Origin of the sequence: Candidatus Contendobacter odensis Run_B_J11, from assembly GCF_000531125.1 — a bacterium.
Taxonomy (GTDB): domain Bacteria; phylum Pseudomonadota; class Gammaproteobacteria; order Competibacterales; family Competibacteraceae; genus Contendibacter; species Contendibacter odensensis.
The window spans coordinates 1-19636 of the sequence record NZ_CBTK010000004.1 but is presented as its reverse complement, the minus strand read 5'-3'; the positions used below and the strand labels follow the sequence as shown (position 1 = coordinate 19636).

The window sequence follows — 19636 nt, the reverse complement described above, 5'->3', positions numbered from 1 at the left end:
GTTACCGGCCTGATCGGCGGCGAGGGTGCAGGTTCCCGCCGTCACGCCCTTTACGCTGCTGCCGCTCACGGTGCAGACCGTCGGGGTCTTTGAGCTGAACACCACTGCCAGCTTCGAGGTTGCCGTGGCGTTCGCCGTGGTGGTACCGCCGACCGTTAGCGTCGCCGGAGTAAAGCTGATCGCACTGATGCTCTGACTGGTCTTGCCGCCCACCGTGAGGTTCTGCGTGACCTGCGGCGCGGCGTTATAAGTCGCGTCGCCGGCCTGATCCGCCGCGATGGTGCAGGTACCCGCCGCCACGCCCTTCACCGCGTTGCTGCTGACGGTGCAGACTGCCGTAGTTTTCGAGCTAAAGCTGACCGCCAGTTTGGAACTCGCCGTGGCGCTCGCCGTGGTGGTGCCACCCACGGTCAAGGTTGCCGGGGAGAAGCTGATCGCGCTGAGGGTCTGGCTGGTTTTGGGTTTGCTGCCGACGGTCAGGTTCTGCGTGACTTGCGGCGCGGGGTTGTAGCTGGCGTTACCGGCCTGATCGGCGGCGAGGGTGCAGGTTCCCGCCGTCACGCCCTTTACGCTGCTGCCGCTCACGGTGCAGACCGTCGGGGTCTTTGAGCTGAAATTCACCGCCAGTTGGGAGGTCGCTGTGGCGCTCGCTGTAGTGGTGCCGCCGACCGCCAGTGTCGCCGGAGTAAAGCTGATCGCGCCAATGCTCTGATTTATGCCTTGCGCCAATTGAACATAGTTTGCGCCAAAACCTACATTCGACGTACCGTATTTAATACGCATATATCCCTGTTCAGCCCAAGAAGGACCCCAGGAATTACGGAGTATCCAAGTCTGAGTGACGTCATCCCAACCCACTAGCACAATGGCATGATTCACTTTATTGCTACCGCAAGCTGCGCTTTCGTCCGTGCTAAACACCCCGCTCGTATAACGTTGAAAAGCAGAGCCTACACAGATTGAGGCAGCAACTGAACCGTAGTTGTAAATAGCATTTTTAATTTGATCAATGCTGGGTACAGTGTATCCCGCTATATAGCTCCATGACGATATACGATAGGGATGATTGCTAACACTGTTACAGCTACCGTTGGATGCGGTATACGGTGTAGTTGTCTCTGCTACTGCCCCAGCCGCTGTTTGTAGTTTTCCTAAAGTATTAGCATGGTAATCATGAGCAAACCAGCCGCCATTGCAGCTATAGCCACTGCTATTACAGGACACCAGAAATTGCTCGGACGCATTAACATCACTACCCATTTTTACCTTAAATGCAGACTCCAAAGCGCCGACGGTGGCAAACGCCCAGCAGCTACCGCATTGTCCTTGGTCACGCACAGGCGTAAGTCCAGCACCGCTGGTCCGCCAATCCCAGGCGGCCGGTAGCGCTGCTGTAGGTAACATCAACTCTGTCGCCGGCTTGTAAAGTTTTTTATGCCCATCTTCCGGCATTGCCTGCTCCATGGCATTCGGATCGCTCAGGTCAATGACATCTGGAATCTGGTCGAGCTGAATGGTGATTTTATTGGGGGCGCTGGCCGCCATGGCCTGAACTGTCAGGTTATCCTTTTCCCACGGCCGTCTGTAAACCAGATTGGTTTCGGTACTACCTTCTTTGATGGCTTTGACCAGTATCGTCTGTTTAGCAGTTCCGCCCAGTAATCCTCTAGACTCATAAACGCTGTCCCCGTCCTGACTCATAAGGTTGGTCGTAGAGTCTGCCAATCCCCAACTGTATCCAGTCGCTAGATTGCTTTCCAGAATCACCTGAACGGTTTTATCTTTGGGCACACGACCGGATAAGGTGATGATGGTTGAACCACGCAAAAAGCCCTGTTGTGCCGGTAAGCTGTACAGCGCTTTTCGCAACGCTGCCAGATTAGAACTACCGTTCATGATAATGCGCTGGGAATCAAGCCCCTCGTGCATCACCGTGTAGTTAATGCCCTCCTGAGTCAGGCTGCGTTCTAATTGTGCCTGTGCTTCTGGCGTCGTCAAATCAGCCGCCAGCGCCGGAGCGCCAATGATCGATCCGACTAGCAGCCCCAGAACAGACTTGGCGAAAACCGAATTAATGCGACGGGCATTGCCGCTGTGAACAGATCGCTGGGAAAACCCACGGATAGCCATAACCTTGCTCCTAATAAATTCGGATTGAGGACTGCCGGATCAGGAAGACGCATCGGCCATCAAGCCGCTTCTCAAGCATTCAAGCTCCTGAAAACAGTGTAGTACCGGAACAGCAGAGCTTTATTCCTGAGAAACGCCGGATGATGCTTCCGAAACCACATAGGCAATCTCTACCTGCCAGGTGGCGTTCACGGCAACGGCGGATTCAGACGTCGTTATCGGCGCACTATCAGCCCCCTGAAGGGCAGCAATAGTCTGAACATGCGGGTCTTTAAGGGAGGACGTTGATTCGGTCGCCCAAGTAGGGCTGGTCAGCAATACACCGGTCAGTGCCAAAAGTGATCCGAGGGAAGCGAAACGAGCGCGGCGTGAATAGCCACTGTGAACAACATGCTGATGGAAATTGACGATAGCCATGACGGTACTCCTCTGGAGGTTCCGCTGTCATAGGGCTGTGCCCCTTAGACCGGTAACTTTGCGTCACTACCTTTCGGTAGTTTTGCCATTTTCAGAGTCCAACCGGATTCAGTCACAGTTGGAGATTAATTACTTCAAAAAGACAATATAGTTAAAGCAATATAAATGCCATAGTTTTTAATTTATTGATTATATTTAATTTTAATTAATTTCAGCATTATATACACAGTTACGGCGTAGTAATCTCGGTCAAAAGTTAATGATTTACGGCTACAAAACTTTGGTACTTTACTGACGACCGGTTCATTTTGACCCTTCAATCATGCGCTCGTAGCGCCAACGTGACGCGCTCATTTTGGCCCATTCACTCTTCATGTCTTTATTGGCACGGTACATTTACAGCGCGATCAGGGCGATCAACCGCTAAACTGTCGCAATGCCCTGCTGAAATACCTTAAAAGGCTGGTAATGAACCCTAATCAACGTCTCTACATCATCGGTGCTGGCCCTGGCGGGCTGGAGCATCTCAGTCCCGCCGCTCATGCGGCACTGCAATCCTGCACCGATCTGGCCGGGCATGGTTTGTATCTGAACCTGCTTGGACCGCTGACCGAGGGCAAGATCCGCCACAAGACGCCGATGGGCGAAGAACTGGCGCGTGGGACACTGGCGCTCGACCTCGCCGCCAGTGGCCGAATTACCGCACTCATTTCCAGCGGCGATGCCGGTATCTATGGCATGGCGACGGTGGTGTTTGAACTGCTGGCGCGCAAACCCAAGCCGGAATGGGCGGAGGTGACCATTGAGGTTATTCCCGGCATTTCGGCGATGCAGGCGGCGGCGGCGCGGGTCGGCGCTCCGCTGGCTCACGACTTCTGCGTGATTTCCCTCTCCGATCTACTGACGCCGTGGGAATTGATCGCCAAACGGATCGATCTGGCCGGTCAGGGCGATTTCGCGGTGGCGTTCTACAACGCCGTATCGAACAAGCGCTCCTGGCAACTGCTGGAAGCCCAGAAAACGCTGTTGCGCTACCGCCAGCCGGAAACGCCGGTGATCGTCGCCTTCAACGTCACCCGCAAGGGCGAGCAAATCACCGTCACTACTTTGGGCGAACTCGACCCGGAACCGCTGAACATGCTGTCGCTGGTGCTGGTCGGCAACAGTGAAACCCGGCGGGTCGGCCCTTGGGTTTACACCCCGCGTGGCTATCACACCAAGCCGGAATTGGCGGACTGATCGGGCACGTTGAGTGGATCATCAAGCGTTATCCCGCATCTCGATCCGATAGCTGTAGCCCTGCTCAGTGAGGAACAGTTGCCGGTGGCGGGCGAAATCCTCCTCACAGGTGCGCAGACTGACCACGGTATAGAACCGTGCCCGCCGCCCGTCCTTTTTGGGCCGCAGCACCCGCCCCAGGCGCTGCGCCTCTTCCTGCCGCGAGCCGTACCGGCCCGACACCTGAATCAGCACATCGGCATCCGGCAGATCCACCGCGAAATTCCCCACCCGCGATAGCACCAGCCCCGGCACGGTACGCTCCCGAAATGCCTGATAAAGCCGCTCCCGCTCCAGTTGCGCGGTCTTGCCGGTCAGCAGCGGAAAACCGGTCGCCGCCGCCAGTTCCTCCACCTGAGTGATGAATTCGCCGATGATCAGGATACGATGACCCGCTTCCTGCTTCAGCAATTCCGCCACCACCTGCTGTTTGCGCGGATTTTCCGCCGCCACCCGAAACTGATTACGCCGAGGTGCCAGCGCGTATTCCATATCCCGCTCCGGGGTCTGAGCCACCCGAATCTCGGTGCAGTCGGCGGCGGCGATAAAACCCTGCCCCTCCAGTTCGCGCCACGGCACGTCGTAGCGTTTCGGGCCAATCAGCGCGAACACATCGCTTTCCAGGCCATCCTCGCGAATCAGAGTCGCGGTCAGCCCCAGCCGCCGCCGCGATTGCAATTCGGCGGTCACCCGAAATACCGGCGCGGGCAGCAAATGCACCTCGTCATAAATAATCAATCCCCAGGCGCGGGCGTGAAACAGGCCGAAGTGGACAAATTCGGCGTCGCGGCTGGGCCGATAGGTGAGCATCTGATAGGTCGCCAGCGTCACCGGCCCGGTGTTTTTGTGCTGGCTGCTGTACTCGGCGATGGCGTCCGCCGGCAGATCGGTCTTGTCCAGCAATTCCCGCCGCCACTGCTCCATCGAGGTCTGGCTGGTGGTGAGAATCAGGGTGTTTTCCTGCACCAGCGCCATCGTCGCCATACCCACTATGGTTTTACCCGCACCGCAGGGCAACACGATCACCCCGCTGCCGCCCCGCGCCTGACCGTCCTGATAAAACGCCGCCGCCGCTTCCCGCTGATAGCCACGCACCACAAAAGATTCACCGTTGCCGCTCAGGGTGCGCAAAGTCACCGGCAACTGCTGGCCTTCGCTGTAACCGGCCAAATCGTCGGCAGGATAACCGGCGTTCACCAACGCCTGCTTGAGCAGACCGCGCACCCCCAGCCGAATGCGAAACACCTGATCCTCCAGCCGCTCGCCCAGCAGCGGCGCAACCTTGCGCTCACGGGCCAGCAATTCCGCCAGCGCCGCATCGGCCACCCGCAGGATCAACCCGTCGGCATCGCGTTCAATCACCGCCAGCCCATAGCGTCGCCCCAAGGCTTCGATTTCCTGAGCCACGCCTTCCGGCACCGGATATTTGGCGTACTGGCGCAGCACCGCGATCATCGATCCGGTATTCAGACCGGCAGCGCGGGCGTTCCAGATGCTGAGCGGGGTGATGCGGTAGGTGTGGATATGTTCAGGACTTTTGATCAACTCGGCGAACGGGGTCATCGCCTCGCGGGCGGCTTCGCTGCGCGGGGTATGCACTTCCAGCAGCACCGTGTGATCACTCTGCACGATCAGCGGATTTTCCGGGATGTAATCGTTCATTTGGGGATGATGTAGCCCAGTTTGCGCAGCGCGCTACGGAAGCGGGTTCCAGAGTCCAGCGGTACCATCAGGGAACGGTCGCCGGCGAGCTGACAATAAGGTTTGGTGCGGCTGTCGTTGGCGATCAGCGCGGCCAGCGCCTTGTCGGCGCATTCGATCAGCCAGACCGAGCCTTTGGACTGCACGCTGCGGGCGCGACGGGCCATATCCTCCAGAAACCGCTCCACCGTCTCCGGCAACGGTTGCCCACTGAGCGACACCAGCAACTCCGCCAGCGCCGTCAGGTCATGACCGGCTTCCAGGGCTTCCAGCAGGCGGGGTTGATCCAGCTTCCACACCGCATCGGAAATTTTGCCGGCGTAGCTGTCCAGCAGCATGGTATCCGCCGGTTCCAACGGCGGACCGATAGCGGCAATCTCCAGAGTAGGCAATACCCGTATGAGCGCCACTTCCGGCGTGGCGGCTTCCGGCGCGGTCGGCTGATAAGCGGGAGCCAATCCCAGCACATACGCACCCAGCGGATTGATACGGACATACAGCAAACCGTCATAGCGACTCAGGAACGACAGATCGTCGGTGCCCCAAAGATCGCGATAATCCAGCCGGGCGTCGTGCGGCGGAATATAGGCCACGTCGAGCAATCCCAAGGTGGCGACGTACTCGAACAGCAGGCAGAGCGCGTAACGGGCCTGGAGAATTTTCCAGTCGTGGAAGCCCTCGTAACCCAGGCTGCCATAACCGGACTCGCAGATGTAGAGATTCCACGGATCGCGGGTGATCTCGAAATTCGGGCCATTCACCCGCATCTGACGAAACAGGTCATTCACCGCGATCCATTGGCCCGGCGGACAGTACTTCAGCGCCTGGTTAATGGCGGCGCGACGGCCGGCGACAGCGGTTAATCCGCGCTGGCCCTTGCCGGCCTGACCCTTGATACAGTCAATCCGTCGCAATTCATCGAACACGGTGGTTTTCAACCAGCGTTGCCATACCTGCGCCAAGGTATTTTCCAGCGGATCGCTCAGCGCTTTCTGCCCGGATTTGGTCAGTTGCAGGGTCTTGCCATCCAGCGCCGCCAAGCCGCTGCCCTGCACCAGCATCGGCCAGGCGAATGCCTTGATTAGACCAATTTTTTCATATTCGCCATAGCCGCTGTCGTCATAGAAATCGCCGCCCAACAACACTGTATTGACCGCTTTAAGACCCGCGACGCCGGGCTGGCGGGTTTTATCGCTGACCGCCAGCTTGCCGGCGTCAATCAGCCGTAACACTGCTTTCAGGTCGTGGAGGGCGGATCGTTCGGTCAGGCGCAGCGTGATCGGAATCATCTTCCGATACGCCTTTTTCTTTTTCGCCGCCTGATCCCATTCCTCGTAGGTCAGCGCCCACTCGCCGGGAATTTCATTCTGCGGAGCGAGCCGCACCGGTTCCGGTTTCGGGACGAAGGATCTAAAACGTTGGCGCAGATCATCCGGCATGATCTTGCTGTAGAAGAACAGCCCTAGCAATGAGGGGTTGCTTTTATAGAACTCCTTCTCGCCCCACTTGGGGAGCTGGCCGTACTTGGCTACAAAGCGCTCGGCATCAAAACACGGACTCGGACCGTGCGCCGTTTCAGCCACAGCTGCCTGTTGCAGGGTATCGAGACGCTGCCATAGCACCTGAAGGTTTTCACCGGCCATGCGCTGCTTGATATATTCGACCAGATTCGCCTTGCGAACCGGCATGTTCTGCTGAACGCCAGCCAGCGCCGCCAGTTTCTTCAAGGTGTCGACGGTTTCGGTTTGCAAAGCATCAAACAGCGTGGGAATGGATTGTGGTTCGTTGGAAGCGTAGGCCATAGCGACAATTCGGAGACAGGGTAGATTTGGTTATGATAGATGCTTGTCGTTCGACGGACATTCTAAAGCGAAGCGATGCCTGAAGTGCTATTCCTCACTGACCGACCGGAAACCACCGCCGTTTTTTTGCCCGATGGCGCAACCTGGTCGCCGTACTCTATCGATCCTCTATCCACCGCCGACCGCCAATTGTGGTGCCTGCTGGCTGGGGCGGCTTCATGCTGGCGTTGCGAGATTGCTGGAACAGACGCCTGGCCGGCACGGCGCGTGATGCTGATTGATCGGGCGTCCGCGTCTCAGTTTGAGGCGTTGCAGGCAATCCTGCGCGACCGTCAGGAATTGCCGGATGGCCTGATCGCGCTGGCGCTGGAAGGTTCGGGATTCGTCGGCCAAAGACAACGTGGCTGGACGGCGCTGCGCGGCAACCTGCATCTGACTGCTCATTACCGCTTGGATCTCCCTGCTGCGCGGATTGAAGCGGATTTGATGATGCTGCCGACAGTCGCGGCAGCCGACGCGATCCGGCAGACCAGCGCCGGTCGTTGCGCCCCAACGATCAAATGGATCAACGATCTGATGCTGCCAACGGGCAAGGTCGCTGGCGTCCTCACCGCCACCCAGATCGAGGGTGATCAGGTAATCAACGCACTTTTCGGCATCGGCATCAATATTGAACAGGCGCCGATGCTTGATCCAAGCCCTTTCGCCCCCGGCGCTGCGGCGCTGACCGACTTTGATCCCGGTCTGCGGGGATCATTGCCCGGCTTGTTTGCGGCGTTGGTGGCGGCACTGGATGCCGGAGTTCAGGCGTTGCGAAAACAGAATTCATCCAACCTTTATGCTCAGTACCGCGCCCTCTCGCTATGCATCGGCGGTGACGTGCGCTTGTGGCCGGCTTCTTGCCAAGATTTGTCCCACACGCCGCCGATGGCGCAGGGTCGGGTGCTGGACATCCGGCCCGATTTATCATTGATGCTCGAAGGTCTGGATGAACCGATACGGAATGCCCGGTTGGTTCTGCTTCCGCCTGATGATTCGCCTGTCAAATAGTCACCTATCCGCCTAAAACCACTCCCATCATTATCAACAACCGCTATGCTTAAATCTGTCCGCACAAACCCCCAACTATGGCTGCTTAACCCTTAAAAATCGCCGATATGGCGCAGCAGGAACGTGCATTATGGAAAATCCCAATCTTTTCTTGATTTGCTTCAATGCCTTCATCGCAGTCATGGGCCTGCTTTCATTATTGGCCGGCGCCCTGCGTGGCTTGATCGAACTGTTCCCCGAACGCACGCCGCAGACTGAACGTGCGTTACCGGTCGGGCGCGCGGCGCAAACGGATACTCGAGTCGCTGACCCGGTGATCGCCGTCGCCATTGCCTCAGCAGTGAATGCCATCGCCCCTGGCGCTCGCGTCACCCACATCGAAGAAATTCGCTAACCTTCTTTTGGAGTTACCATGATCTTTGCCCCATTCCCTAAAAAAATCTGCGTGATGTTGACCGCTTTTCGCGATGGTCTTCAAAGCGTGTTCGGCGGCAATGTGCGCGTTGATGATGTGCTGCCCGCCATGCAGGCGGCAGCGGCGATGGGCATCCGCCACTTTGAATTCGGCGGCGGCGCCCGCTATCAGGCACCCTACTTCTACGCGGGCGAAGATCCCTTCGTCTGTATGGACAAGATGCGCGACGCGGTCGGTCCCAACGCCGATCTGCAAATTCTCACCCGTTCGGTTTCCGGCGTCACCCTGACGACGCAACGGCTCAAGGCGCTGGAAATGCAGGCCCGGTTGATGAAGAAGCACGGCACCACCATTGACCGCAATTTCGATTTCATGAACGATGTAGATAACCTGGTCAAGACCGGCCAGCCGATTGTGGACGCCGGAATGCACCATCAGGTGTGTGTGGCGATGATGGGATTGCCCTATCAATCCGACCAGGTGCATACCCCGGATTTTTATATCCGCTTGGTGCAAAAGCTGCTGTCCAGCGGTATCCATTTCGACTCGGTGTGCATGAAAGACGCCTCCGGCACCACTGACCCGCACACCTGCTACGAAACCGCCAAGGGTCTGAAGAAAATTCTGCCCTCTGAAATTCCTTTATCCATGCATACCCACGACACCGCGTCCATGGCAGTCGCCTGCTACATGGCAGGCATCGCCGGGGGCGTGGATCGAATTGACCTGTCAGTGCGGCCGCTGGCCTCCGGCACCGCGCAACCCGATGTGCGCTCGATGTGGCACGCGCTCAAGGGCACCGGCTACGCGCTCGATATTGACGCCAGCAAGATGGATGAGCTGGAAAAATTGCTGGATGAAGGCTTGAAGGAGTACTCGTTCAACCCGGTGACCACTTCCGCCGATGCGCGGGTTGTCAACTTCCCGATGCCAGGCGGTGCGATTGGCCCCAATGTCCAGATGATGGCAGAAGCCGGCATTCTGAACCGCTACGGTGAAGTGCTGGCCGAATTCCCCGAAGTGGTGCGGGCCGGCGGCGCGTGGACCAGCGTCACCCCCGGCAGTCAGCAATACTGGTTGCAGGCGTTTAACAATGTGCTGCACGGGCGCTGGAAGAAGATCGACGCCGGTTATGGCCGCTCGGTGCTGGGCTACTTTGGCCGTACCCCGGAAGCGCCAGACCCGGCAGTGATCAAACTGGCCATCGAGCAACTCAAGCTGGAACCGTTCGACGGCGACCCGCTGGAAAAAGCCCCGGACAGCATCGCCCTCGCCGAGGAGGCGCTGCGCGAGCGCAAGCTGGCGCTGACCGAAGAAAATATCTTCCTGGTCGCTTCCGCCATTGTCCCCGGTAAGAACATGGAGCTGAACGAAGGCATCCGCTTGTTGACCGGCAAGGCCAAGATCAATCTGCCGCTGAAATCCAAGGACAAACCGGCGGAAATTGCGCCCGCCGCGCCCACTGCTCCCGCTCCAGCAGCGACCGTCGCTGCGCCCGCCTTCACCACGCCGATGACCACCCAATGCACCGTGGTCGAAGGCGGCTTCACCCGCACGTTCCGCGTCACCATTGATCCGCCGGCTGTAGCGGGTTCAACCGCCGCCGCCCCTGCAACCGCAATCGCTACGCCCGCGCCAGTCGCTGCACCCGCCGTCGCCAGCCAGACCACACCGGTGTTCTCGCCGTTTGAAGGCAAAGTGGAACTGGTGGATATCCATGTCAAAGTGGGGGAACGGGTGCAAAAAGGCCATATCGTCGCTGCGGTCGAGGCGATGAAAGCCAAGCACGACGTGCGCGCTCCCTGCGAGGGGGTCATCGTGGAAATTCATGCGGATTTGGGCAGCTCGGTCTCCGCCGACAAGCCCATCCTGAGCATTGGCGGGTGATATGGATACTTTGCTGGAACTGATCGCCCAGAGCGGTTTCCGCAGCCTGAGCTGGCAGAACATGGTGATGTTCGTCGTCGCCGGGACGCTGATGTACCTGGCGGTGAAAAAGGACTACGAGCCGCTGCTGCTGATCCCGATTGGCTTTGGGGCGATGCTGGCCAATCTGCCGGAAGCGATGCTCAGCGCCTCGAGCGGCTACCACGCCGAGCCGGGTCAAACCGTTCCCTTGTTCCAATTCATCTACAACATGGGGATCAAGACCCAATTGCTGCCGCCGGTCATCTTCCTCGGCGTCGGCGCGCTCACCGACTTCCGTCCGCTGATGAGTCGTCCGATCACCTTATTGCTGGGTGCGGCGGCCCAGTTGGGAATTTTCGTGGCGGCGCTGGGCGCGTTCTACCTGTTCGGGTTCACCGCTGAAGAAGCGGCGTCCATCGGCATCATCGGCGGCGCGGACGGTCCCACCACCATTTTTCTGACGGCGATTCTCGCCCCGCATCTGATGGGTGCGGTGGCGGTGGCCGCTTACAGCTACATGGCGCTGGTGCCGGTGATTCAGCCGCCGATCATCCGGCTGCTGACCACCCCGGAAGAACGGGAAATCAATATGCCGCAAGCCCGCCCGGTGTCGCGGGAAGCGGTGATCATCTTTCCCGTGTTCGTCACCGTGCTGTCCAGTCTGGCGATTCCTTCCGCCGCGCCATTGATCGGGATGTTGATGTTTGGCAACTTGCTGCGCGAATCCGGGGTCACCGACCGGCTGAGTACGACGGCTGGCGGCGCGTTGATCAATATCGTCACTATCTTTCTTGGCCTGGTGGTCGGCTCCACCATGGATGGAGGCAACTTCCTGCAACCGCGCACCTTGTTTATCCTGGTGCTGGGAGCCATTGCGTTCTCGTGCAGCACTGCGGGCGGCATTCTGTTCGCCAAGTTGCTGAACCGGTTCCTGCCGGAGGGCAAGCGGATCAACCCGTGCATCGGCGCGGCGGGCGTGTCGGCAGTGCCAATGTCAGCGCGGGTAGTGCAGAAGTTCGTTTCTGATCACACTGAAGGCCGGGTGAACCCGCTGATGGCGGCGATGGGTCCCAACGTGGCCGGCGTAATCGGCTCAGCAGTGGCCGCCGGGATGTTCCTGGCGCTGCTGCGTTAAGTTGCGTTAACACGGTGGAAGGAATGGCGGGTTACTCTTCGCGCTATTCCTTCTCAACCAACAGGGAAATTCCAAAATGACCAGCAATTCACCCAAACGCATCGGCGTTCTCACCAGCGGTGGCGACGCCCAAGGTATGAATGCGGCGGTTCGCGCCGTGGTCCGCACCGGGCTGCACATGGGCGCGGCGGTTTACGCCGTTTACGAAGGCTATCAAGGCATGGTGGACGGCGGTGACCGGATCCGGCCGCAGTCCTGGGATGATGTCGGCAGCATCCTGCATCGTGGCGGCACCATCATCGGCACCGCCCGCTGCGCCGCCTTCCGCGAACGGGCGGGTCGGCGACGTGCCGCACTTAACTTGATCCGGCATGGCATTGATCGGCTGGTCATCATCGGCGGCGATGGCAGTCTGTCCGGCGCTGATGAATTCCGCCGGGAATGGCCGGATCTGGTCGCGGAACTGCACCAGAACGACGAAATTGATGAGCAAACCGCTCAACGACATCCAGCGCTGATGATCGCTGGTCTGGTCGGCTCGATTGACAACGATATGGTCGGCACCGATATGACCATCGGCGCTGATTCCGCCCTGCACCGGATCATCGAAGCCATTGACGCCATCGCCAGCACCGCCGCCAGTCATCAGCGCAGCTTCGTAGTCGAGGTTATGGGGCGACATTGCGGTTATCTGGCGTTGATGAGTGCCATTGCTGGTGGAACCGACTATGTGCTGATTCCCGAAAATCCCCCGTCCGAAGGCTGGGAAGAACGGATGTGCGAATTGTTGCGCAACGGACGGGCCGCCGGTCGCCGCGACAGTATTGTAGTGGTCGCCGAGGGTGCTCACGACCGCGCCGGCCACCCCATCAGTTGCGATTATGTGCGGCAGGTGCTGGAGGAGCGGCTGGGCGAGGACACCCGCGTGACCATTCTCGGTCATGTGCAGCGCGGCGGCACCCCTAGCGCTTTCGACCGCTGGATGAGTACCTTGCTGGGCTATACCGCCGTCGAGGAAGTGCTTTCGGCCACGCCCGACACCGAACCGCAATTGATCGGCATCCGCTATAACCGCATTCGGCGGGTGCCGCTGATGCAGTGCGTTGAACTCACCCGCGCCGTCGCTCGGATGATTGCTGAACAGAATTACGCCAAAGCGATGGAGTTACGCGGCGGCAGCTTTACCGAGATGTTTGAGATTTTCAAGGCGATGGCCGAAGCCTCACCTAGTGTCACCCCACCCACTCGCCCGCGCCGCCTGGCGATTATTCACGCCGGTGGACTAGCACCGGGAATGAATCCTGCGGTTCGCGCTGCGGTTCGTTTTGGTCTGGATCGCGGCTATACCCTGCTGGGGGTGCGCGGCAGTTTCGAGGGACTGATAGCGGGTCGAATTGAGGAGCTGACCTGGGGCGATGTCGAAGGCTGGACCGCGCTGGGCGGTTCTGAACTGGGCACCAGCCGGAATATCCCCACCGTCGAGCAGCTTTACGCCGTGGCCCGGGCGATTGAGAACCACCGGATTGACGGCCTGCTGATTATTGGCGGCTGGATGGCTTACAAAGCGGCGCACACGCTATACAGCGAACGCGACCGCTACCCGGCCTTCAAGATTCCGATGATTTGCCTGCCAGCCACGATTGATAACAACGTGCCCGGATCGGAACTGAGCATCGGCGCGGATACCGCGATCAACGCCATTGTTGAGGCGCTGGACCGAATCAAACAGTCGGCGATGGCGGCGCGGCGCTGTTTTGTAGTGGAAACGATGGGGCGCTACTGCGGTTATTTGGCGCTGATGAGCGGTCTGGCCGGCGGAGCGGAGCGGGTCTACTTGCATGAGGAGGGCGTGACGCTCAAGGATCTGCAAGCCGAAGTCGAACACATGGTCGAAAGTTTCCACGATGGCCGGCGGCTCTATCTGACCATCCGCAATGAGCGCGCCAACCCGCATTACACCACTGACTTCATGTGCGCGCTGTTTGAGGAGGAAGGCCGCGACTTGTTCGACGTGCGCAACGCGGTGCTGGGCCACATCCAGCAGGGTGGCAACCCCTCACCCTACGACCGCATTCTGGCGACCCGGCTGGCCGCGCATTGCATCAACTTCCTGATCGAGCAACTGGAACGCGGCACGACAGAGGGGGCGTTTATCGGCCTGGTTGAAGGTAAAGTGACGGTCTTCCCGCTGAGCCGGATGGCGGAGATGGTGGATTGGACCTACCGACGACCCAAAGAACAGTGGTGGCTGGAACTACGCCCGGTGGTAACCGCCATGGCGCAATCAAGGGGCGCGGCGGAAGCGCCGGGCGCAACCTGAACAACCCTCACTCTCAGACCTGAATCATTACCGCCGCCCGTCGCCGCCCGCCCGCCGCAGCACTGCATCCAGCGCACGGGTCGGCAGCAACCGCCGCAGCACCGTAAACAGCCAGGTCGGCACCGTTACCGGATAGCGTGGGTGGGGGCGGCGACTTTGCAGCGCATGAATCACTTTCTCCAACACCGCCTCCGGTGGCAACGTAAAGGGCGCCGCTGGTCCTTCCTTGAGCAGCCGCGCTTCCATCGCGGCATATTTTTCCCGGTGCGGACTGTTTTCAGCGCGGATGTGACGCTGGTAAGCGATATGGGCATTGTCGCGAAACCGGCTGAGAATTGGCCCCGGTTCAATCAGGCAAACATGGATACCGGTACCGATCAATTCCAGCCGCAAGGTATCCACCAGTCCCTCCAAAGCAAACTTGCTGGCGGTATAGGCCCCGCGATAGGGCAACGCCACCAGCCCCAGCACTGAACTGTTGTACAGAATCCGTCCCCCGCCCTGGTGGCGCAGGATCGGAATCACCTGATTGCTCAGTTCCAGCGTCCCGAACAGATTGGTCTCAAACTGCTCCCGCAGCGCCTCACGGCTCAAGTCCTCTACCGCGCCCATCTGACCATAAGCGCCATTGTTGAATAGCGCATCCAGCCGCCCGTCGGTGCGGTCGAGAATTTCCGCTACCGCTGCCTGAATTGAAGCGGAATCGCGCAGATCCAGCGCCAGGCTTTCCAATCCTTCCGCCTGCAACCGAGCTACGTCTGCCAACTGCCGCGCGGTGGCGAATACTCGCCAGCCGCGTGTTTTCAAACCACGGGCCACGCAAAGGCCAATGCCTGAGGAACAGCCCGTGATCAGAATCGTTTTGCCGTTCATGGTCGCCCCGCTGATTTAATCGGCATGAGTCGAGTAATAGCAATAAAAATATAACAATGTACTGATGAAATTGGTATCTCACTGAGTGAATCGGGAATAGCTCATTATGAACAGTATCAATATCTCGGCTCCAGCCTCAGTCGTAGCGCGGCTACGCCAGCTCTTAAACGAGTATCAGCATACAGAAATCGAACTGCGGGCCAGGCTGCGGGCGAGCGAGGCCCGCTTCCGCGATCTCTTGGAGATGACTTCGGACTGGTTTTGGGAGCAGGACGCGCAGTTCCGATTCACCTATTTCTCCACGGGGTTAGCGCAGACCCACATTCCCTCTACCGAGCTGCTGGGCAAGACCCGCTGGGAATTGTCCACCAACCTGACCCCTGAACAGTGGGCGGCGCACCGCGCGATGCTGGACGCTCATCAACCCTTTCGGAAATTCGAGTACTGCATTCGCACCGATGCGGGGGAAGAGCGCTGGCTCAGCATCAACGGTCAACCGCAGTTCGATGAGAGGGGATGCTTTAGCGGCTATCGAGGCGCCGGTCGGGACATCACCGAGCGGCGACGCACCGGAGAACGGCAGCGGCTGGCGGCGGCGATGTTCGAAGCGACCCGGGACGCCATCTTCATTACCGATACTGAGCGCAACATCGTTGCAGTCAATCCCGCCTTCACCGCACTGAGCGGCTACTCGGAAGCGGAAGTGCTGGGACGCAACCCCCGTTTCCTGAAATCCGGGCGGTATGCGGACGCCCACTCTGCCCCGCTGTGGGAGGTTGTAGGTCGCAAGGGTTTCTGGCAGGGCGAGTTCTGGAACCAACGCAAGGACGGCGAAACCTATGCGGTCCTAACCACGATCAGCGAAGTGCGGGATGCGTCCGGTCGGCCCAGCCACTACGTCGGCGTCGCCACCGATATCACCCACCAGAAGGCTGCCGAACAACGCATCGAACATCTGGCCTATCACGACGCCTTGACCGATCTGCCGAACCGGGCGTTGCTGGGTCAGCGCGCCGAACTGGCGCTGGCGCTGACGGCGCGACGGCACGAGGCGCTGGCGCTGCTGTCTCTCGACCTGGACCGCTTCAAGGAGATCAATGATGTGCTCAGTCACACCGAAGGCGACATTCTGCTGGTGCAGGTGGCGGCGCGGCTCAAGACCCTCACAGGAGATACGGATACGGTCTGCCGGATAGGCGGCGATGAATTCGTGCTGCTGCTGCCGGAAACCGATCAGGAGCGCGCGTTGCGGGTGGCGGACAAAATACTGGCCGCGTTCCGTCAACCCTTCCCGGTAGCTCGCCATTCTCTGCGGATCACCGTGTCCATCGGTATCGCCCTCTATCCCCATGACGGCTCGAACGTCACCGATCTGCTGAAAAATGCTGATGCCGCGCTGCATCAGGCCAAACAGAACGGGCGTAATACTCGGACGTTCTACGCCCAGGAAATGAACGCTGCCGCCTTCGAGCGGCTGGTGCTGGAATCGGAACTGCGCCGGGCTATCGCTGCGAGCCAGTTGTGCGCCTATTACCAGCCCAAGGTGCGGCTGAGTGACAGCCAGATCATCGGCGCCGAAGCGCTGGTGCGTTGGCGTCATCCCGACCATGGCCTGATCCCGCCGGGGCGCTTCATCCCGCTGGCGGAAGCCAGTGATCTCATCGCCGAACTGGGTGACTGGATGCTGAAAGAAGTCTGTCGACAACAGGCGGCCTGGCGCGATGCGGGGCTACCCCCCTTGACCGTGGCGGTGAACCTGGCCGCCCGTCATTTCCGCAATTCGGGCTTGGTGGCGCAGATTCAGGGTCTGCTCGCGGCCCACAGTCTGCCTCCGCAAGCGCTGGAGCTGGAACTGACCGAGTCCAGCCTGCTGGAGATTGGGCCAAATACGGAGGAGACCCTATTGGCGCTGGAACGGCTGGGGGTAGGTCTGGCCATCGATGACTTCGGCACCGGCTACTCCAGCCTGAGCTACCTCAAGCGCCTGCCCCTGACCGCGCTGAAGGTCGATCAAAGCTTCGTGCGCGATTTGGTCAGCGATCCCGACGACCGCACCCTGGCCGCCACAATTATTGCTCTCGGCCACGGCCACGGCCTCGGTCTCCAGGTGGTCGCCGAAGGGGTGGAGACCGACGAGCAGCGCCGGATCCTGCTGGATCAGGGCTGCGATCTGGCACAGGGCTACTTCTTTGGACAGCCCGTACCCGCAGCCGATTTCGTCGCAGGATGGATTCGGCAAGGCTTCAGCGACGTGCAAGATGCCGTCGAACTCACCGAGGCTTGAAGGCTTATGGCTTTGCCGCAAGGATATGCTGAAAATCGCTCGCCGCTTCCGAAAACGGTGAGCTGTCTGGTCACGCCCAATCCCAGCATCGCGCCCGATTTAACCGTCGATGCGGTAGGCACGATCCTTCGCCGGAATAAGGATTTGTACTATTTACCGGTTGTTCAGGATAAACAGCCCATCGGCCTGATCCGCCGCCTGGATTTCATGGATATTTTTTTATCGAATTTTGGCCGGGAGTTGCACGGCAGAAAACCGGCCATCCTGTTCATGGATCCAAAACCGTTGATCATCCCCGAAGAATTATTGCTTGAAGATGCCAGTCGGCTGGTGACCGGCCGCACGGATCGGTTTAGCGATCCTCACGCCTTTATCATTGTCCGCGACCGGTGCTACAGCGGGCTGGGCTGGACCCTGAATCTGCTGGAAAAGATCACTGATCTGCGCGTCCACGAAGCTCGTTACGCCAATCCCCTGACTCTGCTGCCGGGCAACGTGCCCATTCAGGACCGAATCGAAGCGGCGCTCAAATCCCGCCGACCGTTCGCAGTTGCCTACTGCGATCTCGACCATTTCAAGCCCTTTAATGATGTGTATGGCTATCAGAAAGGCGATCAACTCATTCAACAGGTCGGCCAGATCCTGGTGACCCACACCGATCCGGAACAGGATTTTGTCGGTCACATCGGCGGCGACGACTTCATCGTAATCTTTGCAAGCCCGGACTGGCGCCCGCGCTGCGAACACATTCTTGAGGTCTTCGGTCAAGCCGCGCCCCGTTTCTACACCGAGGACGATCAGCATCGGGGAGGAATCATGGCTCATGACCGGCGCGACCAGGAACAGTTTTTTCCGCTGCTTAGCCTGTCCATCGGTGTGGTTCAGCCCGACATCGACGATTGCCGTTCACATCATGATGTCGCCGCCTTGGCAGCCGAAGCCAAGCACCAGGCCAAGCTGATCAGCGGTAACAGTCTTTTTGTGGAGCGACGGCGTAGTGCTATATCAGTTTTTAATTGATGGATATAATTTTCTGAGTTTAACTCGTGCATCTTCGGTTTTGAATTGCCAATTTGCTTTGATCATTTTCTCATTTCTATGCTGTTTTCAGTCAGCGATTTTTTGCTTTAAAGTCTCTTGGTTTGGAACACGACAATCCAAACATTGACGTTTTAAAGCACTAAATTCTATTTCTGCCATGTTGAGCCAGCTCCCATGCTTTGGGGTAGAATGAAATTCTAACTTGTTTAACAAGCGTCGGGCTTCTTCTGGCGGAAAAGCTTCATACAGTGAGGACGGTTTATGCGTATTCAAATTAGCCATGACCAAGGTGATCTTGGCCGCTTCAGAATAATGAAGATCGACGATGTCTTTCACACAGTTTGCCCAATCGACCTTGGTCCGGTGATCGGTGACACTGACGTGCCATTGGCCGTCTAAGGGTTCAAAAACCATAAACACGTTATTAACCCCTTTACGCTCATACTCATAATCATATTTTTCGGGGTTTCCTAAACAATACTTCGGACAGTTTTATCTAGCTGATTGATGTGAAAAGGGAACCTTTGGTATGGTAAAAGGTTGTTTACCATAACGACATTTCAAACCTAACCCAAAGGTTCCCATGTTGCTAATAGACACTGTTTTAAAGAAAATGTCCACAGTCCTGAAACCCCAACGCACGTTTCTGATTGTGGTACTCACGACGCTGATGTATCTACCGGGAAAGGCGAATTTTCGTAATCTAAGCCGTTATAGTGGGTTACATGAAAAAACCTATTCCCGGGGGTTCCGTAGGCCCTTCAATTTTGTCGAATTTAATCGGCTTAGTCTAGCAGAAACCCTTACCCATAATTCTACATTTGCGGTCGCCATTGACGCTACTTTTATTCCAAAAAGTGGCCCATGTACTTATGGCTTAAATTCCTTTTACAAGGGCGCACAAGGGCGCGCTGAAAAAGGGTTGGAAATTTCTACACTGGCCTTAGTCGATATCGATGACAACACGGCGTATCACCTCTCCAGTCGCCAAACACCGAAATTGGATTCTCCTAAAAAAGAAACCCGTGTGGACGACTATTTAAAGCATCTTCAACCGGATTCTCCAGCTTTTCCAGCAGGTATTCGTTATGTACTGGCCGACGTTTATTACAGTAAAACCAAGTTTATCAACGGAGTACGGAAGCTGGACTGGCTCTTTGGGAATTGCAGGGGTATAAATTCTGTTTAAAAACAGAATGTTGTCGATCATAAACCACTTTTTATGCCTCAATAAATTCGGAGTCAATTGCGGTAACTCTATGATTTTTGGTGGGCATACAAA

General features: G+C 58.1%; 14 protein-coding genes, 1 pseudogene and 1 riboswitch. Of the genes and pseudogenes, 9 read left to right on the top strand and 6 right to left on the bottom strand.

The window, feature by feature from the left end; genetic code table 11:
• Positions 1–2130: C1 family peptidase (locus BN874_RS00325; RefSeq protein ID WP_034430036.1), on the bottom strand; the 2130-nt coding region annotated here is incomplete at its 3' end.
• Between the two features lie 120 nt (positions 2131–2250).
• Positions 2251–2547 carry a hypothetical protein gene (locus BN874_RS00320; RefSeq protein WP_034430035.1) on the bottom strand — a complete coding sequence of 99 codons (297 nt, stop codon included), beginning with the start codon at positions 2545–2547 and terminating at the stop codon, positions 2251–2253.
• A gap of 11 nt (positions 2548–2558) precedes the next feature.
• Positions 2559–2644, bottom strand: a riboswitch (cyclic di-GMP riboswitch).
• A 371-nt stretch (positions 2645–3015) separates the two neighbouring features.
• Between BN874_RS00320 and cobJ the strand changes: the two genes are divergently transcribed.
• Positions 3016–3786: a precorrin-3B C(17)-methyltransferase gene (cobJ, locus tag BN874_RS00315; protein WP_051497236.1), complete on the top strand. Its 771-nt coding sequence runs from the start codon at positions 3016–3018 to the stop codon at positions 3784–3786.
• A 21-nt stretch (positions 3787–3807) separates the two neighbouring features.
• On the opposite strand, the gene BN874_RS00310 is transcribed toward cobJ, so the two are convergent.
• Together BN874_RS00310 and BN874_RS00305 are read right to left on the bottom strand one after the other, a co-directional pair.
• A complete protein-coding gene (locus BN874_RS00310) occupies positions 3808–5487 on the bottom strand; it encodes a DNA repair helicase XPB (RefSeq protein WP_034430034.1) in 1680 nt (559 codons plus the stop codon).
• Positions 5484–7328, bottom strand: coding sequence for a helicase-associated domain-containing protein (locus BN874_RS00305; RefSeq protein WP_034430032.1), 1845 nt, complete (start codon positions 7326–7328; stop codon positions 5484–5486). The genes BN874_RS00310 and BN874_RS00305 overlap by 4 nt, the downstream gene beginning before the upstream one ends.
• Before the next feature lie 75 nt (positions 7329–7403).
• On the opposite strand from BN874_RS00305, the gene BN874_RS21970 reads away from it, so the two are divergent.
• The 5 genes from BN874_RS21970 (at position 7404) to BN874_RS00280 (ending at position 14156) form a co-directional block, all read left to right on the top strand.
• The gene (locus BN874_RS21970) at positions 7404–8378 is read left to right on the top strand and encodes a biotin--[acetyl-CoA-carboxylase] ligase (RefSeq protein ID WP_051497235.1); all 975 of its coding nucleotides are present in this window, start codon (positions 7404–7406) and stop codon (positions 8376–8378) included.
• A 130-nt stretch (positions 8379–8508) separates the two neighbouring features.
• On the top strand, positions 8509–8772 hold the full coding sequence (locus BN874_RS00295; RefSeq protein WP_034430025.1) for a hypothetical protein: 264 nt from the start codon (positions 8509–8511) through the stop codon (positions 8770–8772).
• A gap of 18 nt (positions 8773–8790) precedes the next feature.
• Positions 8791–10680 (top strand): biotin/lipoyl-containing protein, encoded by a 1890-nt coding sequence (locus tag BN874_RS00290; RefSeq protein WP_034430023.1) that lies wholly within the window; start codon positions 8791–8793, stop codon positions 10678–10680.
• A gap of 1 nt (position 10681) precedes the next feature.
• Positions 10682–11836 carry a sodium ion-translocating decarboxylase subunit beta gene (locus tag BN874_RS00285; RefSeq protein WP_051497234.1) on the top strand — a complete coding sequence of 385 codons (1155 nt, stop codon included), beginning with the start codon at positions 10682–10684 and terminating at the stop codon, positions 11834–11836.
• A gap of 76 nt (positions 11837–11912) precedes the next feature.
• Positions 11913–14156 carry a 6-phosphofructokinase gene (locus BN874_RS00280; protein ID WP_034430021.1) on the top strand — a complete coding sequence of 748 codons (2244 nt, stop codon included), beginning with the start codon at positions 11913–11915 and terminating at the stop codon, positions 14154–14156.
• 27 nt (positions 14157–14183) lie between these two features.
• On the opposite strand, the gene BN874_RS00275 is transcribed toward BN874_RS00280, so the two are convergent.
• A complete protein-coding gene (locus tag BN874_RS00275; RefSeq protein ID WP_034430019.1) occupies positions 14184–15029 on the bottom strand; it encodes an SDR family oxidoreductase in 846 nt (281 codons plus the stop codon).
• 106 nt (positions 15030–15135) lie between these two features.
• On the opposite strand from BN874_RS00275, the gene BN874_RS00270 reads away from it, so the two are divergent.
• Together BN874_RS00270 and BN874_RS00265 are read left to right on the top strand one after the other, a co-directional pair.
• The gene (locus BN874_RS00270; protein ID WP_051497233.1) at positions 15136–17313 is read left to right on the top strand and encodes a putative bifunctional diguanylate cyclase/phosphodiesterase; all 2178 of its coding nucleotides are present in this window, start codon (positions 15136–15138) and stop codon (positions 17311–17313) included.
• A 6-nt stretch (positions 17314–17319) separates the two neighbouring features.
• Complete coding sequence (locus BN874_RS00265; protein WP_034430017.1) at positions 17320–18333, top strand: GGDEF domain-containing protein; 1014 nt, start codon at positions 17320–17322, stop codon at positions 18331–18333.
• 87 nt (positions 18334–18420) lie between these two features.
• Here the strand turns inward: BN874_RS00265 and BN874_RS23125 are convergent.
• Positions 18421–18813: pseudogene (locus BN874_RS23125) on the bottom strand (transposase); the annotation flags it as partial.
• Between the two features lie 154 nt (positions 18814–18967).
• Between BN874_RS23125 and BN874_RS23120 the strand changes: the two are divergent.
• Positions 18968–19543: a transposase gene (locus BN874_RS23120; RefSeq protein ID WP_195912065.1), complete on the top strand. Its 576-nt coding sequence runs from the start codon at positions 18968–18970 to the stop codon at positions 19541–19543.
• The last annotated feature ends 93 nt before the right edge of the window (positions 19544–19636 follow it).

Bases quoted from the DNA above. Each gene is read 5' to 3' on its own strand.
- BN874_RS00320 (WP_034430035.1), bottom strand. From the start codon at position 2,547: ATGGCTATCGTCAATTTCCATCAGCATGTTGTTCACAGTGGCTATTCA.
- cobJ (WP_051497236.1), top strand. From the start codon at position 3,016: ATGAACCCTAATCAACGTCTCTACATCATCGGTGCTGGCCCTGGCGGG.
- BN874_RS00310 (WP_034430034.1), bottom strand. From the start codon at position 5,487: ATGAACGATTACATCCCGGAAAATCCGCTGATCGTGCAGAGTGATCAC.
- BN874_RS00305 (WP_034430032.1), bottom strand. From the start codon at position 7,328: ATGGCCTACGCTTCCAACGAACCACAATCCATTCCCACGCTGTTTGAT.
- BN874_RS21970 (WP_051497235.1), top strand. From the start codon at position 7,404: ATGCCTGAAGTGCTATTCCTCACTGACCGACCGGAAACCACCGCCGTT.
- BN874_RS00295 (WP_034430025.1), top strand. From the start codon at position 8,509: ATGGAAAATCCCAATCTTTTCTTGATTTGCTTCAATGCCTTCATCGCA.
- BN874_RS00290 (WP_034430023.1), top strand. From the start codon at position 8,791: ATGATCTTTGCCCCATTCCCTAAAAAAATCTGCGTGATGTTGACCGCT.
- BN874_RS00285 (WP_051497234.1), top strand. From the start codon at position 10,682: ATGGATACTTTGCTGGAACTGATCGCCCAGAGCGGTTTCCGCAGCCTG.
- BN874_RS00280 (WP_034430021.1), top strand. From the start codon at position 11,913: ATGACCAGCAATTCACCCAAACGCATCGGCGTTCTCACCAGCGGTGGC.
- BN874_RS00275 (WP_034430019.1), bottom strand. From the start codon at position 15,029: ATGAACGGCAAAACGATTCTGATCACGGGCTGTTCCTCAGGCATTGGC.
- BN874_RS00270 (WP_051497233.1), top strand. From the start codon at position 15,136: ATGAACAGTATCAATATCTCGGCTCCAGCCTCAGTCGTAGCGCGGCTA.
- BN874_RS00265 (WP_034430017.1), top strand. From the start codon at position 17,320: ATGGCTTTGCCGCAAGGATATGCTGAAAATCGCTCGCCGCTTCCGAAA.
- BN874_RS23120 (WP_195912065.1), top strand. From the start codon at position 18,968: ATGTCCACAGTCCTGAAACCCCAACGCACGTTTCTGATTGTGGTACTC.